This window comes from Prevotella multiformis DSM 16608, from assembly GCF_000191065.1.
GTDB classification, from domain to species: domain Bacteria; phylum Bacteroidota; class Bacteroidia; order Bacteroidales; family Bacteroidaceae; genus Prevotella; species Prevotella multiformis.
The window spans coordinates 769250-790901 of record NZ_GL872282.1 but is presented as its reverse complement, the minus strand read 5'-3'; the positions used below and the strand labels follow the sequence as shown (position 1 = coordinate 790901).

At 53.5% G+C, this 21652-nt stretch carries 18 protein-coding genes and 1 tRNA gene; 4 read left to right on the top strand and 15 right to left on the bottom strand.

Annotated features, from left to right (window positions below):
• Positions 1-515 (top strand): ATP-binding domain-containing protein (locus HMPREF9141_RS13540; RefSeq protein WP_007367049.1); only part of this gene is annotated, 515 nt, incomplete at its 5' end.
• 178 nt (positions 516-693) lie between these two features.
• Here HMPREF9141_RS13540 and HMPREF9141_RS03255 read toward each other — a convergent pair.
• From HMPREF9141_RS03255 to HMPREF9141_RS03190, 14 genes are all read right to left on the bottom strand, one after another.
• Positions 694-3825: a SusC/RagA family TonB-linked outer membrane protein gene (locus tag HMPREF9141_RS03255; protein WP_007367048.1), complete on the bottom strand. Its 3132-nt coding sequence runs from the start codon at positions 3823-3825 to the stop codon at positions 694-696.
• A 1280-nt stretch (positions 3826-5105) separates the two neighbouring features.
• On the bottom strand, positions 5106-5198 hold the full coding sequence (locus HMPREF9141_RS13290) for a smalltalk protein (protein ID WP_156792412.1): 93 nt from the start codon (positions 5196-5198) through the stop codon (positions 5106-5108).
• Positions 5199-5457: 259 nt separating this feature from the next.
• A complete protein-coding gene (locus HMPREF9141_RS03250) occupies positions 5458-5997 on the bottom strand; it encodes an HU family DNA-binding protein (protein ID WP_007367045.1) in 540 nt (179 codons plus the stop codon).
• A 775-nt stretch (positions 5998-6772) separates the two neighbouring features.
• A complete protein-coding gene (locus HMPREF9141_RS03240; RefSeq protein WP_040554417.1) occupies positions 6773-7258 on the bottom strand; it encodes a D-Ala-D-Ala carboxypeptidase family metallohydrolase in 486 nt (161 codons plus the stop codon).
• A gap of 461 nt (positions 7259-7719) precedes the next feature.
• On the bottom strand, positions 7720-8187 hold the full coding sequence (gene nrdG, locus HMPREF9141_RS03235) for an anaerobic ribonucleoside-triphosphate reductase activating protein (RefSeq protein WP_007367041.1): 468 nt from the start codon (positions 8185-8187) through the stop codon (positions 7720-7722).
• Positions 8188-8293: 106 nt separating this feature from the next.
• Positions 8294-8367: transfer RNA gene (locus HMPREF9141_RS03230), tRNA-Arg, on the bottom strand.
• Positions 8368-8460: 93 nt separating this feature from the next.
• Positions 8461-9120, bottom strand: coding sequence for a trimeric intracellular cation channel family protein (locus HMPREF9141_RS03225; protein ID WP_007367040.1), 660 nt, complete (start codon positions 9118-9120; stop codon positions 8461-8463).
• Positions 9121-9218: 98 nt separating this feature from the next.
• A complete protein-coding gene (locus HMPREF9141_RS03220) occupies positions 9219-10169 on the bottom strand; it encodes a D-2-hydroxyacid dehydrogenase (RefSeq protein ID WP_007367039.1) in 951 nt (316 codons plus the stop codon).
• Between the two features lie 123 nt (positions 10170-10292).
• Positions 10293-11513 (bottom strand): replication-associated recombination protein A, encoded by a 1221-nt coding sequence (locus HMPREF9141_RS03215; protein WP_007367038.1) that lies wholly within the window; start codon positions 11511-11513, stop codon positions 10293-10295.
• Between the two features lie 117 nt (positions 11514-11630).
• Complete coding sequence (locus HMPREF9141_RS03210; RefSeq protein ID WP_007367037.1) at positions 11631-12728, bottom strand: DNA cytosine methyltransferase; 1098 nt, start codon at positions 12726-12728, stop codon at positions 11631-11633.
• Positions 12718-14142, bottom strand: coding sequence for a protein NO VEIN domain-containing protein (locus tag HMPREF9141_RS03205; RefSeq protein WP_007367036.1), 1425 nt, complete (start codon positions 14140-14142; stop codon positions 12718-12720). Before HMPREF9141_RS03205 ends, HMPREF9141_RS03210 begins: the two co-directional genes overlap by 11 nt.
• 1 nt (position 14143) lies before the next feature.
• Positions 14144-15193 (bottom strand): DNA cytosine methyltransferase, encoded by a 1050-nt coding sequence (locus HMPREF9141_RS03200; RefSeq protein WP_040554184.1) that lies wholly within the window; start codon positions 15191-15193, stop codon positions 14144-14146.
• A gap of 802 nt (positions 15194-15995) precedes the next feature.
• Positions 15996-16265 (bottom strand): type II toxin-antitoxin system YoeB family toxin, encoded by a 270-nt coding sequence (locus HMPREF9141_RS03195; RefSeq protein ID WP_007367032.1) that lies wholly within the window; start codon positions 16263-16265, stop codon positions 15996-15998.
• Positions 16258-16590, bottom strand: coding sequence for a type II toxin-antitoxin system Phd/YefM family antitoxin (locus HMPREF9141_RS03190; RefSeq protein ID WP_007367031.1), 333 nt, complete (start codon positions 16588-16590; stop codon positions 16258-16260). The genes HMPREF9141_RS03195 and HMPREF9141_RS03190 overlap by 8 nt, the downstream gene beginning before the upstream one ends.
• A 387-nt stretch (positions 16591-16977) precedes the next feature.
• On the opposite strand from HMPREF9141_RS03190, the gene HMPREF9141_RS13285 reads away from it, so the two are divergent.
• From HMPREF9141_RS13285 to HMPREF9141_RS03180, 3 genes are all read left to right on the top strand, one after another.
• Positions 16978-17148, top strand: coding sequence for a hypothetical protein (locus HMPREF9141_RS13285; protein ID WP_007367030.1), 171 nt, complete (start codon positions 16978-16980; stop codon positions 17146-17148).
• Positions 17149-17465: 317 nt separating this feature from the next.
• Positions 17466-17753 carry a hypothetical protein gene (locus HMPREF9141_RS13280; RefSeq protein WP_156792411.1) on the top strand — a complete coding sequence of 96 codons (288 nt, stop codon included), beginning with the start codon at positions 17466-17468 and terminating at the stop codon, positions 17751-17753.
• A 2564-nt stretch (positions 17754-20317) separates the two neighbouring features.
• The gene (locus HMPREF9141_RS03180) at positions 20318-20800 is read left to right on the top strand and encodes a pyridoxamine 5'-phosphate oxidase family protein (RefSeq protein ID WP_040554412.1); all 483 of its coding nucleotides are present in this window, start codon (positions 20318-20320) and stop codon (positions 20798-20800) included.
• Between the two features lie 184 nt (positions 20801-20984).
• Here the strand turns inward: HMPREF9141_RS03180 and HMPREF9141_RS03175 are convergent, their stop codons facing one another.
• A complete protein-coding gene (locus tag HMPREF9141_RS03175; RefSeq protein WP_174256061.1) occupies positions 20985-21626 on the bottom strand; it encodes a hypothetical protein in 642 nt (213 codons plus the stop codon).
• Positions 21627-21652 lie beyond the last annotated feature (26 nt).

Below are 21652 nucleotides of genomic sequence, written 5' to 3'. Positions count from 1 at the left end.
TTAAGAAGAAACTGTTCCCAAATAGACAAAAACTATATGATAACGACATCATTAAAGTGCGGCAGCATGTTGCTATGCTATTTTCGATATATGATTTGAGCACAAACTTCGCAGATACCTTTGATTCTCGTTTAGCAGAAGAGTGTCAGAAGTGTAGAATAAGTATTGATGCATTTAAAGCATTCAGAAAGCATTACGCGAAAATACTTGATCGATTCAAGCAAGAGGTATATTCAGATAGTTATAAAAACATCCGTGACAATAAAAAACTACATTTCTGGATGAATAGTGGCACGTTGAAGATTTCAACCATCAACTCTTTCAAAGGATGGGAAAGTGAAGTTGTATTCCTTATATTGGAACCCAAATATGAGTCTTCTACATCGTTCAATCTTTCATTTGATGAATTGCTATACACTGGTCTCACTAGATGCCGCCGTAATCTTATTGTGATCAATTTCGGAAATCAAGAATACGATTTAAAGATGAGACCTTTAATTGAAAGAATCAAATAATGGAAAGGAGATATACCAGGCACAGGAATTGGTCAACAAAGGATGCCCCTATGAACCTTTCGCTGAGACGATTTGTTATTGATGTTTTCCCAATGACAACTCTTTTGACCCTTTTAACCGCTCTCAAGTTTTTGGGTGTAAAAAAGGTGTAAATCACGTAACTTGCTGATTTACACCCTTACTTGCGGAGAGAGAGGTTCTCGATACCCCACTTCGTGATCCACTTCCTGGGGAAGGTGTAGCCCAGGGCGATGTTCTTCAGGCGGATATACGAACCGTTCTCGATGTACCGGTCGCTGATCACGTCGTTGTCGTTCGGGTCGGTGATGGTGGCGCGGGGGATGCTTGTCTCGGGGTTCGCCACGCGGATGTTGCCGGCGTCGGTGTACCAGTAGCTGCCTGCCGGATAGGTCTTCGCGGGGTCGATGGGCTCCAGGCGCGCACGTCCCTTGACATCCTTCAGCTGGTTGCTCCACAGGGAATTCATGTGGGTGAGCTTCATCTTCATGTAGTTGTACACCTTGTTTCCGTAGGAACCGTTGACGAAGATGCTGAGGTCGAAGTCCCTGTAACGGAAGGTGTTGGTCCATCCGAAGGTGAACTTCGGCATCGGCGATCCGATGTTGGTCTTGTCGTAGTCGTCGATCTTGCCGTCAGGCTTTCCGTCGGGTCCGCTGATGTCCTTGAACTTCAGGTCGCCGATCCAGGGCGTGGTGTTGCGGTCGAAGCTCTTGCCGTCGGCAGGATACTTCGAGGTCTTCGGCGAGGTCTCGAGGTCGGCCAGGTCCTTGTAGACGCCGTCGGTGACGAATCCGTAGAAGCTGTAGAGCGATTCGCCCACGCTGGACAGGCTGACCACGTCGTTCCACTGTCCGTAGCCCACGATGGCTGCGTTCTTCGTCCCGGAGAGTGCCACCAGGCGGTTCTTGTTCCACGAGATCTGGAACTCGGAGTCCCACTGGAAGCGTCCGGTCAGCGGATGCGTGTTCACAGTCAGTTCGACACCGGTGTTGCGGATCGTCCCGTAGTTGCCGTAGGGAGGCGCGAGGACGGACGACACGTTGCCGGAGGTGCCCATGTACGACGGGAGCTGGAGCGGCATGAGCATGTCCTTCGACTCCTTGCGGTACCAGTCGAGGGTCACGTTGACGCGGTTGTTGAACAGTCCCAGGTCGAGGCCCACGTTCCACTGCTCCTGGCTTTCCCACTGCACGTCGAGGTTCGGGATGTTGTCAGGCCGGTACGATTTCCCCAGCAGGGTGGGCATGGCCTTCATCAGCGTGCCCCACTTGTAGGAGCCGATGGCCGAGTTGCCGGTCTGTCCCCAGCCTGCCCGCAGCTTTCCGTTCGACACATACGGCCCGAGGAAGCTCTTCCGGAAGAACTTCTCGTTGGTGAACCGCCATGAAGCGGCGAACGAATGGAAGCCGGCCCACCGCTTGTTCGGCCCGAAGTTGGAACTGCCGTCGTAACGGTAGGTGTAGGTGGCGTTGTAGCGGTCGTTGAAGGAATAGGTCAGACGGGTGAAGAACGAGGCCATCGCCGAACTTCCGAAGCCTACGCCGATGGACGGCGTGCCGGTGCCCAGCGCCGGGTTGTTGACGGTGTTGGCGGGGAGATTGGTGTTCTCCGTCCGGTTGTTGTCGTACTTGCTTTCCCACATCTCCTGGCCGAGCATGGCCGAGAAGCTGTGCTTGCCCAGGGTGTTGGAATAGGTGACGTAGTTCTTCAGCTGCCAGAACGTGCCCGTCCCCTTCTGCACGGAGGCGGAATTGATGCTGCGCTTCCAGCTGCCCAGGTCGACGGTGGGGAGGAAGCGGCGGCCGCGGTCGGCGCTGAGGTCATAGCCCAGTTCGGCGTGCCATACCAGGTTCTTGACGGGCGTGACCTCGAAGAAGAGGTTGCCGTTGAGCTTGCGGCGGTCGAGCCTGATCTGGTTCAGCATCGCCATGGCGATGGGGTTGGGATTGGTGAAGCCCTCCTTCGATACCGACGAATAGCCGCCGTCCATGTCATAGATGGGGATGTCGGGCGGTGTGGTCAGCGAGTAGTTGATGATGCCCTGGTCGCTGTCGGCGAGCTTCAGGTTGTCGTGGGTGGTGGAGAAGTTGGTGCTCAGCCCCATCTTCAGCCAGGGCTTCAGCTTCGCATCCAGGTTCACGCGCATTCCCAGACGGTCGAACTCGCTGCCGATGATCGTTCCCTCCTGGTCCATGTAGTTGGCCGAGACGTAGTACTGCACCTTCTCCGAACCGCCCTGTGCGGAAATCTGGTGCGAGTGCTGGAAGGCGGTCTGGAAGATGGCGTCCTGCCAGTTCGTGCCCTTCCCCAGCAGCGACGGGTCGGCATAGTGCTTGTCGGCCGTGGTGGGATTGATCTGTCCCGTGGCCACGAAGTCGTTGTAGTAGTCGGCGAACTCCCGCAGGTCCATGATGTCCAGGCGGCGTGTCTGCCGGCTCCAGGCCATCATGCCGTCGTAGGTGAACTTCGCCTCGCCGGCCTTTCCCCGACGGGTGGTGATGAGGACGACGCCGTTCGCACCCTGCGCGCCGTAGATGGCGGTGGCGGAGGCGTCCTTCAGGATTTCCATCGAAACGATGTCGCTGGGGTTGATGGTCGACAGCGGAGAGATGGTCGACACCTTTCCGTTGCCCAGCGCGTCGCCCAGTCCGTACGACGAGCCGCTTGCGCCGCTACTCTGCACGATGACACCGTCGATGACGTAGAGCGGCTCGGCGTTGGCGTTGATGGTGGCCTGGCCGCGGACGCGGATGCTCGACGACGTGCCGGGAGCACCCGACGTGCTGGTCGCCGTGACACCCGCCGCGCGTCCCTGCAGCGTCTGGTCGAGCGAGGTGACGATGGAGCCGCGCAGCTTCTTCTCGTCCATGGTGACGGACGCACCGGAGACATCGCTCTTCTTCATCGAACCGTAGCCCACGACGACGACTTCATTGAGGGCGACGTTGTCTTCTGCAAGCCTGATGGTATAGGCGGTCTGGGAGGTGACCTTCACCTCCTGGGTGACATAGCCGACGTACGACACCTCGATCACGCTGCCCGCAGGGACGGACAGCGTGAAGTTGCCGTCGAGGTCGGTGACGGTGGCGTTGTTCGTACCTTTCTGCTTGACAGTGGCGCCGATGATGGCCTCCTTGCCGTCGGTGACCTGTCCGGTGACCTTCCGGACCTGCTGGGCGACGGCCTGCACGACACCTCCGCCGGCCGCCTGTACTTCCGGAGAATACCCGAGCAGCGTCAGTGCCAGGCATCCTGCCAGTAATGTGGTTTTACTGTTGTTAAATTCCATATATGATAGGGTTTAGATTGTCTCTTCGTTTTCGCCTGCCGGTACCTTCCTGTCTGTCCTGTTCAGCAATATGAAGAACCGGAATGTACAGCTTCCGGTGGTCTGCCTGTCTCTCCGGCTGCCGTCCCGGTACGGGCGGTGCAACCTTCCGTTGGTCCGATTTAGGTTGCATTCTCCGGGCATCCTGCTCCGGGAATGAATCTCGGTGCAAAGATAATCTTAAATGTCGAATAAAGATGATGTTTTCTTGTCGGTTGCTAACACTATGTTGCCCATCTTGCTCCGTAGACTATTATGAGAAGGAACAAGACGGGCAGGAATCAGGGAGGTTCTTCCGAAATATAGAATGACGGCGGCGCCTCCGCCATGGGGTCTTTACCTCCTTTAGCCCCTCTGTGTGACATTTCATCAAAGCTATCAACGCACGAGACAAACCTCATCACTCCAAATTCCCGAAGACCCATAAGGGAGAAAACCGGATGAAAGCCTATTTTTATCAGGAAGCATAAACAAAGGAATATATATTTATATAATACGGCGACAAAAAAGTGTAAAAAATCATTCCAGACAGACTATACAGACCGCCGTTGAGGACTTCTAAAGAACCTTTTGAAGAAACCACGAAATCACAAAGGGGGAGAGCCGCAGAACCGTTGGAGGATTCCATGGGGCACAAGGAGGGAAACCGCAGAACCGCTGGGGGAGTCCATGGAACGCAAAGGGGAAGCCGCAGAACCGCCGGGGGAGTCCATGGAACGCAAAGGGGAAGCCGCAGAACCGCTGGGGGAGTCCACGGAATCGTTTTCAAATATTTTCAGCAACTTCCTGATTTGTCGCAGATACAGGGGCGATCCATTTGAAGAATGTTACTAATTTGTCGCACACATCTATATACCGTTGATTGATAGGATATTAGAAAACAGACAAATCAAAGGTCATAAGACAGAGGACAAATTAGTAACGACAGAATCGCAAAGAAAAGAAGACAGAAAGGCTGCCTTTGTAAAGAATAAAGAAACCGGAGGACGGAAAGCTCCCTTTCTGTCGCCCACAACCTCCCTTTCTGTCGCCCAGACAGGAAACAGGCTCCCTTTTTGTCGGCCAGAACTTACCGGTCTGTCGGAGAGAACTTCCCAAAGTGTCGCACGAAAGCTACCCATGCGTCGTTCACAGCCAGTGTAAGTATCTGCCGTACAAAGAGGTACAACCTGTCAAATAAGTCTATGAACCCTGACTTCCTAAAGAAAGTCTAAGGCCGAGACGGTTGTGTGTGTGAGGGCTTAAAGACAGGAACTCACACCGAGGGTCGTCGCCAAAGCGGTGAGGACGGAGATCAGAATGTTCAGAATGTTTTTCCAGACTGGTTTGTTCATAAGATGAAAGAATTTAAAAATGAATGAATAGAATCTGCAAGCACCCGGAAAAGGCAGGAGGAGGCCGGAAGCGGAAGAGGTGGGAGAGACTGCTGGAAAACAGCGGGAGCCGCTCCCGGAACCTGCCGGCCTGAAGTCCGGAAGAGAACGCCGTCTCCTCTGAAGACCAGCGGAAAAGCAGGCTCGCAGCTTTTCCCACATCCCTTTTCGGCCTCTCCCCTCCCCTACTCACCCGACCGGCCACCTCCGCCCTAACTGCTTACGCCTGCGGCTGGGTGTCCTTCTCGTGACCGCCGTTGTTTTCACCGGCCTGCGGACCGGACGGCGTGCTGTGCTCGGGCTCTTTGACCTTGCCGTCGTCCTTGGCCTTTCCCTTCCCCGCGGGGGCGTCGTACTTGACAGCCTCCTGGATGCGGAGACCGCTGATGAGCGTCTTGATGCGGCGGCGTGTGGCATCGACCGTCACGGTCGGCGCAAAGAGCACGTGCGCACCGTAGATGTTCTTCTGGACATTGAAGTCCTTGGCGTGCTCGACACCCTGCGAATGGAAACCGACACGGAATGTTCCCAATCCGTCGATCTTCACACGGCTGCCGGCCTTGAGCACCTGGTTCATCTCGAACACCAGGGCGCTGATCACTGCCAGGATGTCCGGCTCGGTGACGGTACACCGGTTGCCGATGCGCTGCGCAAGCTCCTTCACACCGACCACGTCGGGAGAAATGGCGCGGGCATACCAGAAACCCTTACGCTTGCTGTTCTTACGGTTGTCTTGATACATACAATACTTGATGGACATAACTTGAGAATTTAAAAGGTGAATAAATAATGAAAATTAAAGAATAAAATGACTGAACCTATAAAAGCATAAAAAGATAATGCGACAAAAAAATGAAAAAATAAAAAATAAAAGAAGTAAAAAGATGAAAAGACAAAAAAGTAAAAAGGTAAAAAAGTAAAAAAATGAAAAGACAAATAAATGAAAACCTAAATAGTCAATAATGCAAAAACATATAAAAATATAAAGGTAAAAAGCGGAAAGCACAAAAACGTATAGACATAATTCATCATAAATATAAAAATGTATAAAATTAAAAATACAATTAATTAAAAATTTGCAGATAAGTGACTTATAGAACAATCAGGTCTCCTCTGCCTTTCAGAAAAGAGGACTGAACAGGCTGCCCCGCCCCGCACTGACAGAATCTCACGGCAGCGGAAAAGATCCCGCAGAGAGATTACCGGGAACAGGAAAACAGCTGTTTCCGTTTACTATCCGGCATTTCCAGTCCCTCCTCACGGGGCCGCTGCGTACCACAGCCTGCATCCGTGTCTGCTTTCTTCGGCATCTCCCTGCTCTGTTTCCGACTTCCGGCAGCATGCCGTTCAGCCGCTTCCCGGCTCCCCTTTCAGCTTCCGGCACCATGCCGACCGTGCCGGTTCCGGGGACTTCGGGCATCCGCTCCTGCGCCGATCCCATACGTTTTCCGCGGGGCAGTCCTGCTTCCACGCAATTGACTCCCATCTTTCTCCGACAAAAAGGGAACATCTCACATCTTCCCTTTATGTCGCCCCTACCCCATCCCGAGCAGCTGGTGCCGGTTGTGTCCTGTACGTCTGTAACTCACGTGAATCCACCGTTTCTTCGCCGAAAGACGCGGTTCGAGGATCAGCTGGTCGAAGGGGGTGCGCCGGAGGATGGCGGCGTATTTGCGGCACATTTCCGTCCCGGTGACGTGAATGTCAGCCGCCTCACCTCTCTGATGCTGTGAATGCCGTGCGCCCTCTACCGCCTCGTTGAGTGCCTCGCAGCGGTAACCGCTCGTGATGATCACCCTCCCTACCTGTCGCCGCAGCGGTTCGAGAACCTGCTCGCAGAGCGCATGGAGATTCGCCATGACTTCCTCCCTGCCGGTTTCGTCGCCGGCGGACTGCTCCGGCGGCAGATTCGGAATGCCCAGTGTGAGCGCTGTCCCCGAGCGGAGCATCTCTCCCACGGTGAAGTGGGGAGAGAGCCGCTCTTCGTAATCGAGGTCTGTAGATTTCGTTTCGTTTGCCATATACATAATTATTATAGAACTTCCAGTTTTTATTATAGACCTTTCAGGCCGTGTAAATTTTTGCAGGCTCTTCAGTCAGTATAAATTCTTATTAAAGACCCTTCAGTCAGTGTAATAGAGATTGTGCCGTCATCTTTATTCCTGATGACGATGCAAAGGTACGGCAGAAATGAGCCGTTTCCAAACAAGAACTGTGTAGTTGTGTCAATAGAAAACGGAAAGGGCGGATAAAAGACCCGCCCCGACCATCCGAAGAGCGCCTCCTCCTCCTCCGAGGACAACCTCCCTCAAGCCCTTAGAAGAAGACAAGTGCCTGACGGAAGCCGGTCAGGAAGTGTCTTGCCACCGCTTATCAGGGCCTTTCCCTGTCTTTTCCGACCCCACCCCGTCCTGCACGCCCCTCCCTCTGAGGGGGGCGGGGGGAGCTTCCCATCCTTCCAAAGGGTCGGGGAACGCCCTCCTCACTTCTTCCAGAAGCGTGCGGTAATGTCCTCGAAGGAGCCGTCAGGGCGGCGGCGGAGCATACGCTGGTTGGTGCGCGGAGAGTCCAGCCCGCCGAGATGGCGGAGATAGGGTCCCACCTTTATATAATGGAAATGCTGCGGCGAGACGAGCGGCGAGACGGCCGTGCGCCCCGTGTACCATCCCGTCTTCAGTCCCGGGTGGCAGTGCAGGACGTGGCAGGCAAGCCTGTCGACCGCCGCCGGATCCCCGTCACCGCCCATGAAACCGACACAGGTGATCGTATCGGCCGCCGCACTGATCAGGGCCGAGAGCGCATCCTCCGTCAGTGCTGTGCCGGTGTCTGCCCACAGAAACCTGCTGTGACAGCCCGGACAGTGGCAGGGACAGCCGGAGATGTTGATGGCGAGCGTCACCTCGTCGGGAAACTCCTGAAAGACAATATCTGTATTGATATAACGTAACATAGCGGTTGACGTGTGATGGATGATACCTGCAAAGGTAGGAAGAAAGTTTGGAATGAGGAGAGGGAGAGATGAAAAAAGGGAATGCTCTTTCGAGTATTCCCTTGTGTGATTCCGACAGGATTCAAACCTGTAACCTCTTGATCCGTAGTCAAGTGCTCTATTCAGTTGAGCTACGGAACCATAAGACTATGGTCGCAACGACGGAGAAGCCGAAGCCTCAATCCTTAATTGCGAGTGCAAAGGTAGGACTTTTAATCGGTTCTGCCAAATGTTTCAGTGTCTTTTTTCCCGTTTTTTTTCATTCTCACCGTGGAGTGTCGGCAGGGAGATGTGATAACCCACTGCTATGAAGCGGATTATGCAGATGGTGAGGAAGGTGACGACGACTGTCAGGGGCAGGGGCAGTCCGAGGGCGAGGAGCACCCAGTAGAGCAGTCCGCCTGCCACGCTGGCCATGGCATAGATCTCCTTGTGGAAGATGACCGGCACGTTGTTCAGCAGCACATCGCGGATGACGCCGCCCGCCACACCAGTGATGCAGCCCATGATGACGGCCACCCAGAAGGGATGTCCGAGGGCGATGGTCTTCTGGATGCCGGCGATGGTGAAGAGTGCCAGTCCGAGCGTGTCGAAGACGAACCAGGCATTGCGCAGCCGCCTGATCCACTTGCGCGACAGAATGACGAGCAGCAGGGCGAGCGCCGTACAGAGGACGTACATGATGTCTGTCATCCAGAACGGACGCACGCCGAGCATGGTGTCACGGATGGTACCGCCGCCGATGGCGACGGCAAAGCCGCATACGTAGCCTCCGAACCAGTCGAAGTGCTTCTGTGCGGCGTGGCGGATGCCGGAGATGGCAAAGGCGAATGTCCCGAGGAACTCCAGGATTACCTGGAGCGTGTGGACGAGCTGGGGGTCGGTGTAGGGCATGATGGGCGGGGATAAGTGATAATGGGCGATAATGGGCGATGAGAGGCGATGATAAGTGGGAATAGGCGATGATGGGCGGGGATGAGAATGTGATGGCATTACACCACATTCTGCGGATTCCCTGCGATGAACCGCCTGATGTTCTCGACGCAGACCGCCATGAGCCGCTGGCGCGCCTCACGGGTCGCCCAGGCGATGTGGGGCGTGATGTAGGCGTTGGGCTGGCGGAAGAGCGGGTTGTCGGGGCGGGGCGGCTCGTCGGTCAGCACGTCGGCGCAGTAGGCGGCGAGCTGTCCGCTCTCTAGGGCGGCGGCCACGGCCTGTTCGTCGACGAGTCCGCCGCGTCCGGTGTTGATGAGGATGGCACCGGGATGTACCATCGCCAGCGTTCCGGCGTTGATCATGCGGGTGTTGCCGGCCGTCAGCGGACAGTGCAGCGTGATGACATCGGAGGTGCTGAGCAGCCCTTCGAGCGTCGTCTTGCGGATCCACTCGGGCAGGTCGCTGCTGTTCCGGCTGGTGCAGGCGGAGATGTCCATGCCCATGGCGTGGGCGATGTGCGCCACGCGCTGCCCGATGTTGCCGAGCCCGACGATGCCGATGGTCTTGCCGGCCAGCTCGATGAGCGGCGTGTCCCAGTAGCAGAAGTCCCGCTGTCGGCTCCACTCGCCCTGCCGCACGGCCCGGGCATAGTGGTCGGCCCGGGTGGCGACGTTCAGCAGGAGTGCGAAGACGTGCTGTGCGACACTGTCGGTGCTGTAAGCCGGGATGTTGCAGACGACGATGCCCCGCTCACGGGCGGCCTCGAGGTCGATGTTGTTGTAGCCGGTCGCCAGCTCGCCGATATACTTCAGGCGGGGCAGCTCGTCGAGCACTTCGCGCGTGATGCGCACTTTGTTGATCAGGATGCCGTCGGCCTCCCTGGCACGTTCCACCACCTGCTCCTGGCAGGTGTGGTCGTAGATGGTACAGTCGGCGAGCGACTTCACCGGCTCCCAGGAGAGGTCGCCGGGGTTGACTGCATGGCAGTCGAGGATGGAGATTTTCATAAGCGATGATAAGCGATGATGGGCGATTATAAGAGGGGATGGGCGGGGATAGGCGAGGATGGCAGGAAGCGAGGATAAGCGAGGATAAGCGGGATGGATAGCAGCTAATCTTAATCCTCATCGCTAATCACTCCCCTCTCCATTCGGAGAGGGGCCGGGGGTGAGGCTTAGCGCATCGGGCATGTACTGCTGCTCGACGTAATGGCCGGGGTAATCGTGCGGGTACTTGTAACCGTCGCTGTAGCCGAGGTCCTTCATCAGCTTCGTCGGCGCATTGCGCAGATGGAGCGGGACGGGGAGATTGCCGGTGCGGCGCACCAGCTCCAGGGCTTCATTGATGGCTTTGTAGGCGGAGTTGTCCTTCTTCGACCGTGCCAGGTAGACCACCGCCTCGGCCAGCGGGATGCGTCCCTCGGGCCATCCGATCTTCGTCACGGCATCGAAGGCGGCGTTCGCCAGCAGGAGGGCGTTGGGATTCGCCAGTCCGATGTCCTCCGCCGCACTGATGACGACCCTCCGGGCGATGAACTTCGGGTCCTCGCCTCCCTCTATCATGCGCGCCATCCAGTAGAGAGCCGCCTCGGGGTCGGAGCCCCGGATCGACTTGATGAACGCCGAGATGATGTCGTAGTGCATCTCGCCGTCCTTGTCGTAGGCAAGGGGATTCTGCTGCAGCCGCTCCTCCACGATGCGGTCGGTGACGGTGACCGTGCCGTCCGGCGCGGCATCGACGATCAGCTCGAGGATGTTCAGCAGCTTGCGGGCGTCGCCACCGCTGTAACGCAGCAGGGCATCCGTCTCGTGCAGGTCGATGTGCCGCTTCTTCAGTTCCGTGTCCTCCGCCACCGCCCGGTGGAGCAGCGTCAGCAGGTCGTCCTTCTCCAGCGGCTTGAGCACATAGAGCTGGCAGCGGGAGAGCAGCGGCCGTATCACCTCGAACGACGGGTTCTCCGTCGTCGCCCCGATGAGCGTCACCGTCCCCTTCTCCACGGCGCCGAGCAGCGAGTCCTGCTGCGACTTGGAGAAGCGGTGGATCTCGTCGATGAAGAGGATCGGCGAGGCGGAATTGAAGAAGCGGCCCTTCTGTGCCCGCTCGATGACGTCGCGCACGTCCTTCACGCCGCTCGTCACCGCCGAGAGGGTGTAGAACGGCGTCTCCAGCCGGTGGGCGATGATCTGCGCCAGCGTCGTTTTGCCCACGCCCGGCGGTCCCCAGAGGATGAACGACGCGATGCGCCCCGAGTCGATCATCCGCCGGAGCACGGCCCCCTCGCCCACGAGGTGCTGCTGTCCGATATAGTCGTCGAGGGTGCGCGGCCGCATCCGTTCTGCCAGTGGTTCCATGTCGCTTCCTTTCTGTCTTTATTCAAAAGACAAAAGTAAGCAATTTTTCCCATATCCGTGCAGACGGGGCGGCATATTTGCAGACAGGGGAGCACAGACACAATTCCAAAAGAAGAATCAGAACAGATCCAGCTGGCGGCAGCTGGCGGTCTGCTTTCCCACCGTCTCCGGACAGAATTCTCTCTCGGGAACGTTTCCGTCACTGCCTATTACGTTGCATACGGAAATGCCTGGACTGTCATGCCCCATAATGGCCTTCTCCAATTGCCGGGCTACATACCACATGAAAACGGGTGGCACTGCATTGCCTATCTGCCTGTATGATTTCGGCTCAGAATCATTCAGCAGGAAACTGTCAGGAAAAGACTGTATCCTTGCAGCTTCGCGGGGCGTGAACCTGCGATAAAGCTCACGGTCAGGATCAACAAGAAGGATGGGGTCTCTCGAGTTCATGCTCGTCTTTGCCAGATGAGCGGTAATAGTAAGACACGGCTGTGAAAGGCTCTGCCACAAGCCTCGCTTCATGTTGTTCTTTGCTTTTTTCACGCCCTGTACAGCTCGCTCCGAGAAATAATACTTCGAATCCGTTATGGCGAGTTCGTCAATCACCGCACTTAACGGTGTAGCCTCTGCTTCCGTACAAACAGGTGCAGGATATTCATAATTGAATGTCAGGTCGTCCCTAATACCGACGATAATTACACGCTCCCTTCGCTGGGGGATTCCGTATTCAACAGCCTTCAACAGCCTGAACCGTACACGGTAGCCGCACCGGCGGAACTCCCCGATAATCTTGCCGATGATACTTCCACCCTTGAGTGTCACCAGTCCCTTGACATTCTCGCAAATGAAGTACTTTGGTCTCTTCACCTGCAGAAACCTGACAATCTGCTTATACAGGTTCGCCCTGTCATCATCAGTGTCCTTTGTCGGGTTAACTGTACTGAACGACTGGCAGGGAAAGCCTCCGATAAGGACATCTACATCGGCTGTCTCGTCAAAGTCGACTTCGGTTACATCAGCACAGACTGCCTTATGCCTGAAGTTCTTGTTGTAAGTGTCAACCGCCCATTTGTCAAAATCAACGGCATAAGCAATCTCGAAAGGCAACTCATCATATCTCTTTCCAAGATATTCAAAACCACCGACGATTCCGAGGTCGGACCCGCCGCAACCACAAAACAGCGAAGCGACTTTGTATTTCTTATTTTTCATATCTCAGTTCGATTACCGATGAACCGAAGTTCATCTGATAGATAGTTGGGTACACTTCTATCTCACCGTCCTGCGCCTTTCGGAACGGATTCCGGATCCGGACAATGAAGGTCTTTGTCTTAGTAAAGTAGACACGGTATATATTGTAATAATCCCCATACTGTTCTGCCGCAACCCATTCCTTGGCCGTGACGTTCAGAGAGTCCATCCAGGACCTGCTGGTGAAAGAGGGCTCGGTAACACGTCTTGTCGACTTCACTTCAATGTAACGTGCAAATTCCGGATGGGAGGGATTTTCGTCAGCTTCAATGGAGGAGATGTCATAACCCAGCCCCTTGGTCTTCCCAAGCAGCAGTACTTTGTTGACAAGCCGGCTACGATATCGTCTGACCCTTTCCTGCTCAATCCTGAAAACAAGTGCTTCGCCTTCATCACCCAGATCAACCGACGACTTGGTTGCGCCGGGATGCGCCCGTTGGGCATCCTTCCCGAGAACCACGACATCACTTTGAAACAAGATGCGGTAGCCCTGAAGTTCCCTGTTGAACATACCATAAGCCTTCTTCCAGTCTTCCATGTACTGAATTCTACCCGCCTTCGACTTCAGATCATACTTATAGGCATCGAAGATGAAATCATCCTTGTGCTTTATGAAGCAGGCGATACTTTCAGCCGCATTCTTATTGAGCCAGATATACGTAGCATCCGTCTCGATGATGTCAGCCAGTTCCAGGAGGTTGAACTGTTCTTTAATATGCTGCCAGTCATGCGAACCGGACAGCCTTTCCCGCCTGACCTTGTTCTTCCTGTCGGCCATGATGCGGTCATAGACGTCACTGCAAGGCACCTTCCCTTGAAGGACTTCCAGACTGTTCAGCACATAAAAACCTATTTCCTGCTTCGTCAGCAATTCTCTTTCCACCTGTTGCTGGGCATGAAAGAGCAGGCTGACTACATAACAGAACGGCTTGATACGAATCTTGTTCTTAATGTCATCTTCTATGAACTGAAGCCATTTCGCACCATTGGGGAACTGGAAATTAAGACAGAGATTCTTGAAGAAAGTAGGATAATCACCGCTCTCTATAAGATACTTGCAGGAATCGGACTCGTTGATATAGTTGGTCTTGGTTTCATCATCATAAGCCGGATAATACAGACCCAACAACGTACCGGCAATCTCGGTGAGATGGTTCAGAACGGTCTTCTGATTGCTGTCGGACAACCGATCATAAGCCTCCGTGGAAAACAGAGCCTTCGACAAGGCCTTGCAGCAAGAAGCTCTGAACTGTTTCTCCTCACAAGGACAATATTTGTGAACGATGTTTGCATATAAAGGCAACAGATCCTCCATGTCCGTCTGGCTTTTGCCACGGATGATGGTACACCTGTACTGAAGAGTCGGGTCGTACATATTATTTCTGTTTGAGATGTTTCAATATCTGTCCAGCGATTGCCTGAGCCATAAAAGGTGGGACGGCATTGCCAATCTGCTTCAACTTGCTCGTCTTGTTTCCTATGAAAACGAAAGTGTCAGGAAAAGACTGGATCCTCGCACTCTCGCGGGCAGTCGGCACGCGGTTGTATTCATAGTGGAAATGGTGGAAATGCCCCGTGTCGATCGTAAGGCTCGGACGCATACTGTTCAGGCGTGTCCATGCGATGTGAACCTTCCGCGTGTTCTGCAGTTCTATGGGCAGATCCTTGTAGTTCCCCCCATCAGGAACCATGGCGATGATTTCCTTTGTCCGTTCGTTGTGAACGGTTATCTCGTGGTTATAGACACCGTCCGAGCCCTCACGCATCAGCTTCTGGTATTCGCTCTGTGGATCTGCGGGATATTCACCGCCTTCGGGAAGGCTGTCTTCGGGAAGGTCGGATATCGCTTCCTTGCAGGTAACGGGGGTTTCTAATGTAGGAGAGGGAAACACGAACTCCGTACCGTCAAGCATTCCGACGAAAATCGCACGTCTACGGTTCTGGGGGACACCATAGTCGGAAGCCAGCAGCACCTTATAAGATACCTTGTATCCTAACTCCGAGAAATCCTTGATGATAGACTCCTTAATTACGCCATTCCCGATTGTAAGAATGTTCGGGACATTCTCCATGACAAACGCCTTCGGATGAAAGCAGGATACCATACGCACAAAGCCCTTATAGAGTTTGTTCCTGTCGTCATCGACAATACGCTTTCCTGCAACCGAAAAACCCTGGCAGGGAGGGCCGCCTATGATGACATCAACTTGTTTCCCACCGAGATGCTGTCCAACCTCCTTTCCCGTGATGACAGACAGATCGGCACATAAAACACCGCCAGACCTATGATTGTGCTGATATGTAACCAAGGCATCCTTCCATACATCAATGCCAAGCAGTACGTCGAATCCGGCTTTCTCAAAGCCATACGACATACCGCCACATCCACAGAACAAATCAAGAACATTATATGTCTTCGTCGCCATCTTCTTTCTACAGTCTATTCTAAAATGATTCCCATTCTCTACCGGAATCAACCGGCCCGGGAGGTTTTGAACATCAAAGATACATAATTTTTCTTGTATACTGCATACATCTCTAATATAAAATTTCATAATTGTTCTATTTTCCATTCCATATCAACAGAAGACAGAATGGACAGGAACGAAGAAAAAAGCGGAAAGAGAAAAAGACTGGAGTGCCCCGGAAGGCGGAAGAGAGACGAGAAAAAAGCAGGACGTGCAGACAGCACAGGTCTCGAAAGCAGAGCGCATAGCAAGCGGAAAATCAAGGGAAAGGGTATCGAAGAAATACGGTGACATGCCCGATCCGAAAGTCCTGCTTCTCGTGACAGACTTCCATCCACTTGGCAGGCGCAATGTCCCCGGTCTGATTTCGTATGTGCAAGATTATTCGGGAGCAGTTCAAGGGGATCACCGTGGACAAAATCGCCATGGAATACCGCCGCAGGTACGCTGAACTTACCGTCCAGATTCATCGGATCGTAAGAATGACGAATAGCGTTTATCTCAAAAATAAAAGAACTCCGTACATAACCTCTCCATCACTCTTTTGTACCGTCGGCATCTCCGCGATGGTTTTTCCCCTCTCTTTTCTCCACTTCTCTGTGCATGCTATGTAGCAGGCTTACCTTATCACTCCCTATTCCCGGAAGAACCATAAAACTTATCCATGAAAAAATCCATGCAGGAACAGACAATCAACCGCACGGTTGGTCTCGGAAAGGAAAAAGAGAACGGCAACAAAGTAGGGACAAGAAGATCGGCCTTACTTGTCATCATAATGTCCCAGGGCCGACAAAACAAGTACTACGATTGTTGTATCGTTAACCATGTAACGGATACGGTTCTTCTTGTCGAGCTCTCTCGACCATATACCATCAATATAACGAAGCTGGTGCGGATGTCCAGTTCCTGTGTATGGGTGCTCTCGCAATTCTGCCAATAAAAGTTTTAACTTTTTGTATGCTTGTATATCAGACTTCCTCAATTTAGCAATTTCCTTTTGAGATTGCACGGTGAAATCTAATTCATACATGATCCATACGCTCTAAAAAATCATCAAGACTCTCCCACTTCTCCATACGATTAACACGCCCCTTCTTTATATCGTCTAATCCCCTCTGAATGGACAGAAGTTCTTCTCTTGAAAGCATGTCCTCGTCTTTCGCCACACTGATGAGTATGGGAGCCTGATTCCTACGGGCCACGTAAATGGTCTCGTGAGCAGCCAGATCAAAATACTTCTTCTGATTGGCTCTAAATTCTCTCGTACTGATTACCTGCATATTGATAAAATCTAAGTTCTGGTACAAATATACCAGTAATTTTTGATATGTGCAAACATTCGTGTACATTTCCATTATTTTTCATACGAAATCATCCTGTAAACTATAAAATATCACACACTTGTGTACACGAAAATAAAACGTAATCGTTTTCAATTTACACCATTCTCCTCAAGTGCTTGCTCCCTTCCTTTCCCTTTAGTTTCCATCAATTTTTCTCGGACGTAACCCTCTAAGACCGAAACATTGTTTTAAGCATCCATAAAATCCGTAAATTTCTTAGATGAAGCTGGGACACGCTTTCGACTGAAAGAGACAGCCGGAGGTGCTGCATAAAAAAGCGGGCAGACAGAAAGAGCTGACAAGATCCCCTGTCAGCGACAGACCCATGCGGGATTTTCAGAACCGGCAGTAAAAACATTCCAGTAACAGCAAACAAAAAAAGTCCTTCCGGAATAGGGAGTGATAAAACAGGCCTGTCACATAGAAAGCACAGAGAAGCGGAGAAAAGAGAGGAAGAAAAACGGCATGGAGGTTCCGGCAGTACAAGAGAGGAAGAAAGACATCATGGAGATGCCGGCGGTACAGAAGAGCGACAGAGAGGTAATGTACGGGGTTCTTTTATTTTCGTGACAAACGCCATTCATGATTCTCACCGACAAATGCTCCGGTAAAACTCCCAGATGGCCTCCGTTGCTCCATGCACCGGCGGCGCCTCCGTGACAGGGTTCTTACCTCCGTCCACTCCCTGCCTCTGTATGGTATTCCATCAAAGGTATCAGCTCACGGGACGAATCTCATCACTCCAAATTCCTGAAGACCCACAAGAAAGGTAAAACGGATCCAAGTATAGACCGTCTGATTGACAGGAGGTTATAAAGACGGTGCAAAAGGTGCTTGATTGGGCGGCAAAAGGGCGTTGATTGGGCGGCAAAAGGTGCTTGGTTGCAATGCAAACGGTGCTTGGTTGGACGGCAAGAGGGCGTTGGCTGGAATACGGACAGGCATCGGCTGGAAAAAGGCCGGCGTTTCCGGAGGACAGAAAGCAGAGGAGACAGAGGGAAGCCGGAAGGAAGAAAGGGAACGGAAAGGCGAGGACGGGAAAGAGGCGCAGGGGGATTCCTGTGAGAAGAGAGGATGATTCTGGTGAGAGAGAAGGAGGCTTTCGGGAAGGAAAGAGGGAATCTCCAGTGAGGGAAGAAGGGGGACTTTCAGGAAGGGAAGAGGGGATCCGGTGAAGGAAGAAGGGGGACTTTCAGGAGGGGAAGAGGGGGATCCGGTGAGGGAATAGGGGGGCTACGGGAAGGGATTCATGTAATTTATTTTCAGTATTTTCCCTGTTTGTCGTTAAAGGAGGCTGCTTCCGACACTGCAGAACTTCCCTTTTCGTCGGACAGTCTTCCCCGGCATGGAATACAAGCTACTGACAATATGGGGGTTATTAACAGAAATCACACCTTGAAGAAGTCGGAGAATCCGGCTGGATTCTCCCCTACCCTCCCCCGTCCAAACAGCATAGACAAAGGGGAAATGAGAGGAAACAAGCTGTTTTGTCATGATATTTCAACAAAACAACAGAGTTCCTCCCCATCTGTCGCACCCATCCTCCCAACTTGTCGGACAGGCAGACGGAACTGTTCCTCATCTGTCGCTGTCCCCTTCCCTATCTGTCGCACGCCTCTTCCCTGTCTGTCGCCGCCATGTTCCCTTCCTGTCGTCTGACAGGGTTGCAGCAGATTGGTTGACAGCAGGTTGCGGATCCCCTACTAATATCTAATAAAGATTATATAACGATATTCTAACTTGAGAAGAAGTTTTGTGTTCGGAAAGAAAACAGGATTTTCCTTCGGGGGAAGATGATTTTAAACAAAAGTTTTGGGGCGAACCTCCCTTTTTGTCGCACTTCGCTTTCGGGGGTGTCTTCCTTGTTTGCGGACAGGGATTCTGCGGTTGTCTTCCCCCTGTCCGGCAAGGCATCGTGAACCGGAGAAAAGTACAGGGAAGAGCCGGCTTAAGACATCCGTATCCTGCATGGATACAGCGGTTTAGGTTTTACCGACAGGATCCGGTCCGAGGCCGGGAGCGGCGGCGGATGCGGGTCGTCCGTAGGACGCATGATGGCGGATGCACCCGGCTGTCTGCCCGGAGACGGCTTCCGGCTGTTCCCTGTCTGTCTTTCCAGAGACGGGAAAGGGCGTTGAGTTTTTACTTCCCTATCTGTCGCACGGCCCGTATTCCCTCTGTTTTTTCCTCGTCCGTTTGCCTTCCTTTTCTGCCCGAACGCAGGGCGACAAATCAGGAACATACGGATGGATTATCCTGATGTTTCTTCCGCATAATCCGCTTATTCACAATGATTTGTCTGCTTTATGTTTGATTTTTGATTGAGCCAAACGCTAAACTTGTCACTTTTTTGTCGCAGTTAGCTGCTGTGCGCTCCGACATGGATGCTGATTATCAACGGTTTACACGACTACAAACCTTTCTCCTGATATGTTCCCTTTTTGTCGGCCGTCTGGCGGCAGGAGACCTGCCCCTTTTTGCCGTGCGTGTTTCTCCGCTCCTTGTATACCTTATATATAGCCGACTACTATATAAGTTCCCTTCTTGTCGTTGCTGCAGGGTTCGTCTCCCGGAGTTTCCTTTGGGGTATCCGGGGGCAGGACGGGAATGCCTTGCGGGTGTCTCATGGCGGGTCTGCGCTGGTCTGCCGGTGCAGGTGCTGTTACAGGCTGCGTTTGCCGGGAGGCGGGGACGGGGTCAGGGTCGGGTCTGCGCCGGTCGGACGGTGTCTGGGGGGATGTAGAGGGCAGGTACATCTTGTTCTTCTTCCGAGACAGGGAGTGGTCAAGCAGGCCTGTTACATAATACGGGACATGGAGAAGTGGATAAAAGAGAGGAAGAAAACTATCCCGGAGGTACCGGCGGTAAAAAGAGTGACAGAGGGGGTACGGGGTTCTTTTATTTTCGTGGCAAACGCCATTCATGATTCTCACCGACGAATGCTCTGGTAAAGCTCTCAGACGGCCTCTGCTGCAAGCCCCGCCGGTGCTTCCGTAATAGGATTTTGCCTCCATTCACTCCCTGCCTCTGTGTGATGTTTCATCAAGGTCATCAGCTCACGAGGCAGCCCCATCACTCCAGATCCGTGATGCCCCGTCTTGTTGCTGCTGTGGGTGTGGGGCGGGCACCTGTCCGTAGGAATGCCGGGGGATGGTGTCGGGTCGTTGCAGCGGCCGGTTTTCCTGTGCTGTTGTATGAAAATCGGAGAGGCAGGAAGCGGGGACGGTTGTGGGCGGATGGGCTGCGGAAATGTGATGGGCGGCTGACCCGTCTGCTGGGAAGTGTGTGTGTTTCGGGAAATTCTGTGGGATAATCGGATACAATCTGTACGGGAAATGTCATTTCTTTTCGTTCTGCAGAACATGGAATTTCGGTTTCTACTGACATTTCCCTGTTGGTTCAGAGACTTGGATTCTATTAAATTAACGTCTTTGTCGATAAAATTGACAGTCTGCAACTTAATAAAAGTTAAAGACGGCGTTGGATACAAAAAAAGTCCTGTTCAATATTCGCTTTTTTCAGGAAAACCCTTTATCTTTGCATCAAGTTTTTTTAGTGGTTAATTTAGTTTTAGTATTTAAACCTTGGGTGATGTGAATCAGTCAAGGTTCTTTTTTTGTGTTGATGGGAAGACTGAAGACGGAAAGGTACGGCTGTCTGTTTGTCGTCTTTTTTCGCAACCGCACACGAGCGTGCCTGCCCATCGGTGATTTGTGTTTTCCATAAAATGATGAACAAAATGAAATATGTGAATGAACGCGTCCGCAGACAGGATCGTCTGCTGGAAGAGGCACGTGCCCTGGAGCTGCTGCGCGAGGGCGAGTATGGCGTGCTGAGCATGGTGTCGGAGGGGGGCGGCTATGGCATCCCCGTGAATTTCGTGTGGGACGGCGGCCACAGTGTCTACATCCACTGTGCGCCGGCGGGCCGCAAGCTGGAGGCCATCGGGCAGAACCCGAAGGTGTCGCTCTGCATCATCGGCAACGTGCATCTGCTGCCCCGAAATTTCACGACGGAGTATGAGAGTGCGATTTTCTTCGGCGAGGCGCACATCCACCTCAGCGACGAAGAGAAGATGCGCGCCCTGCACCTGCTGATCGACAAGCTGTCGGCCGACTTCAAGGAAATCGGCGACAAATATGCGCACAAGAGCTTCCACCGGGTGGAGATCATCCGGGTGGACTTCACGGAGTTCAGCGGGAAGCGGAAGAAGGTGCATTGAGGGAAGGGATCTCCACAAGCCATCTCGGCGGAGGGGATGTGCAGGTGCGGATAAGCGAGGATAGGCGGTAACAGACGTTACCGCCCCGCTACTTCTGTGCGGCGAATCCCCTCCGCTGGAGGGGGCTGGGAAGGCTGTCGCTTCTCAGACGGCTTGGGGAGGCTTTTTTTCGGGAGGCTTTCCCTTACAGCAGGCTTTCTCCGAAGATGGCGTTCTTGATGTCCTTCTCGTGTTCGAAGACGAAGCGGGCGACGATGGCACTGAGCAGTGCCGTGGAGGGCAGCTTGACGCTTGTGGCCGACTTGAGGCGGTCGAGGACACCCTTGAGGTCGGAATCGATGTAGACGGTTGCCAGTCGGGAGTCGCGTGCCTTGTAGTCGCGTGCCAGGTCGAGGAAGATCTGCCAGCTGTCCTCGCCGCTGTCCTTCGCCAGGGAATACTCGCGGGCGAGCTGCCTGCCCTCTGCCTTGGGGAGCTTCTTTGCGGCGGGTGCCGTGCGGTTCTTTCTGTCGGAAGCCTCCTGCTTGGGGCTGACGTGTCCGAACCGGCTGGTCTGTGGTGTCTGCCGGGCGGTACTGCGTTCGTACTCGTAGTCCGTCGGCTGCCGTTCCGGCTCTGCCGGGGCGGATGAGTGCCGGCCGTCGTCTTCTGTTTCCGGTAGTGCGACGTCTTCCTGTGCGGACGGTTCGTCCTGTTCGTCCTGTTCGTCCGTATCTTGCGGTTCTATCTCTGCCGCAGGTGCATTTACATTTCCTCTCTGCACACTGTGCGTCAGGTTGGTCAGCCCTGCCGGCATGACAACCTTCGTTTTCTTTTTCTTCACCATATCTTTGATTTGAGATTTGAGGTTTG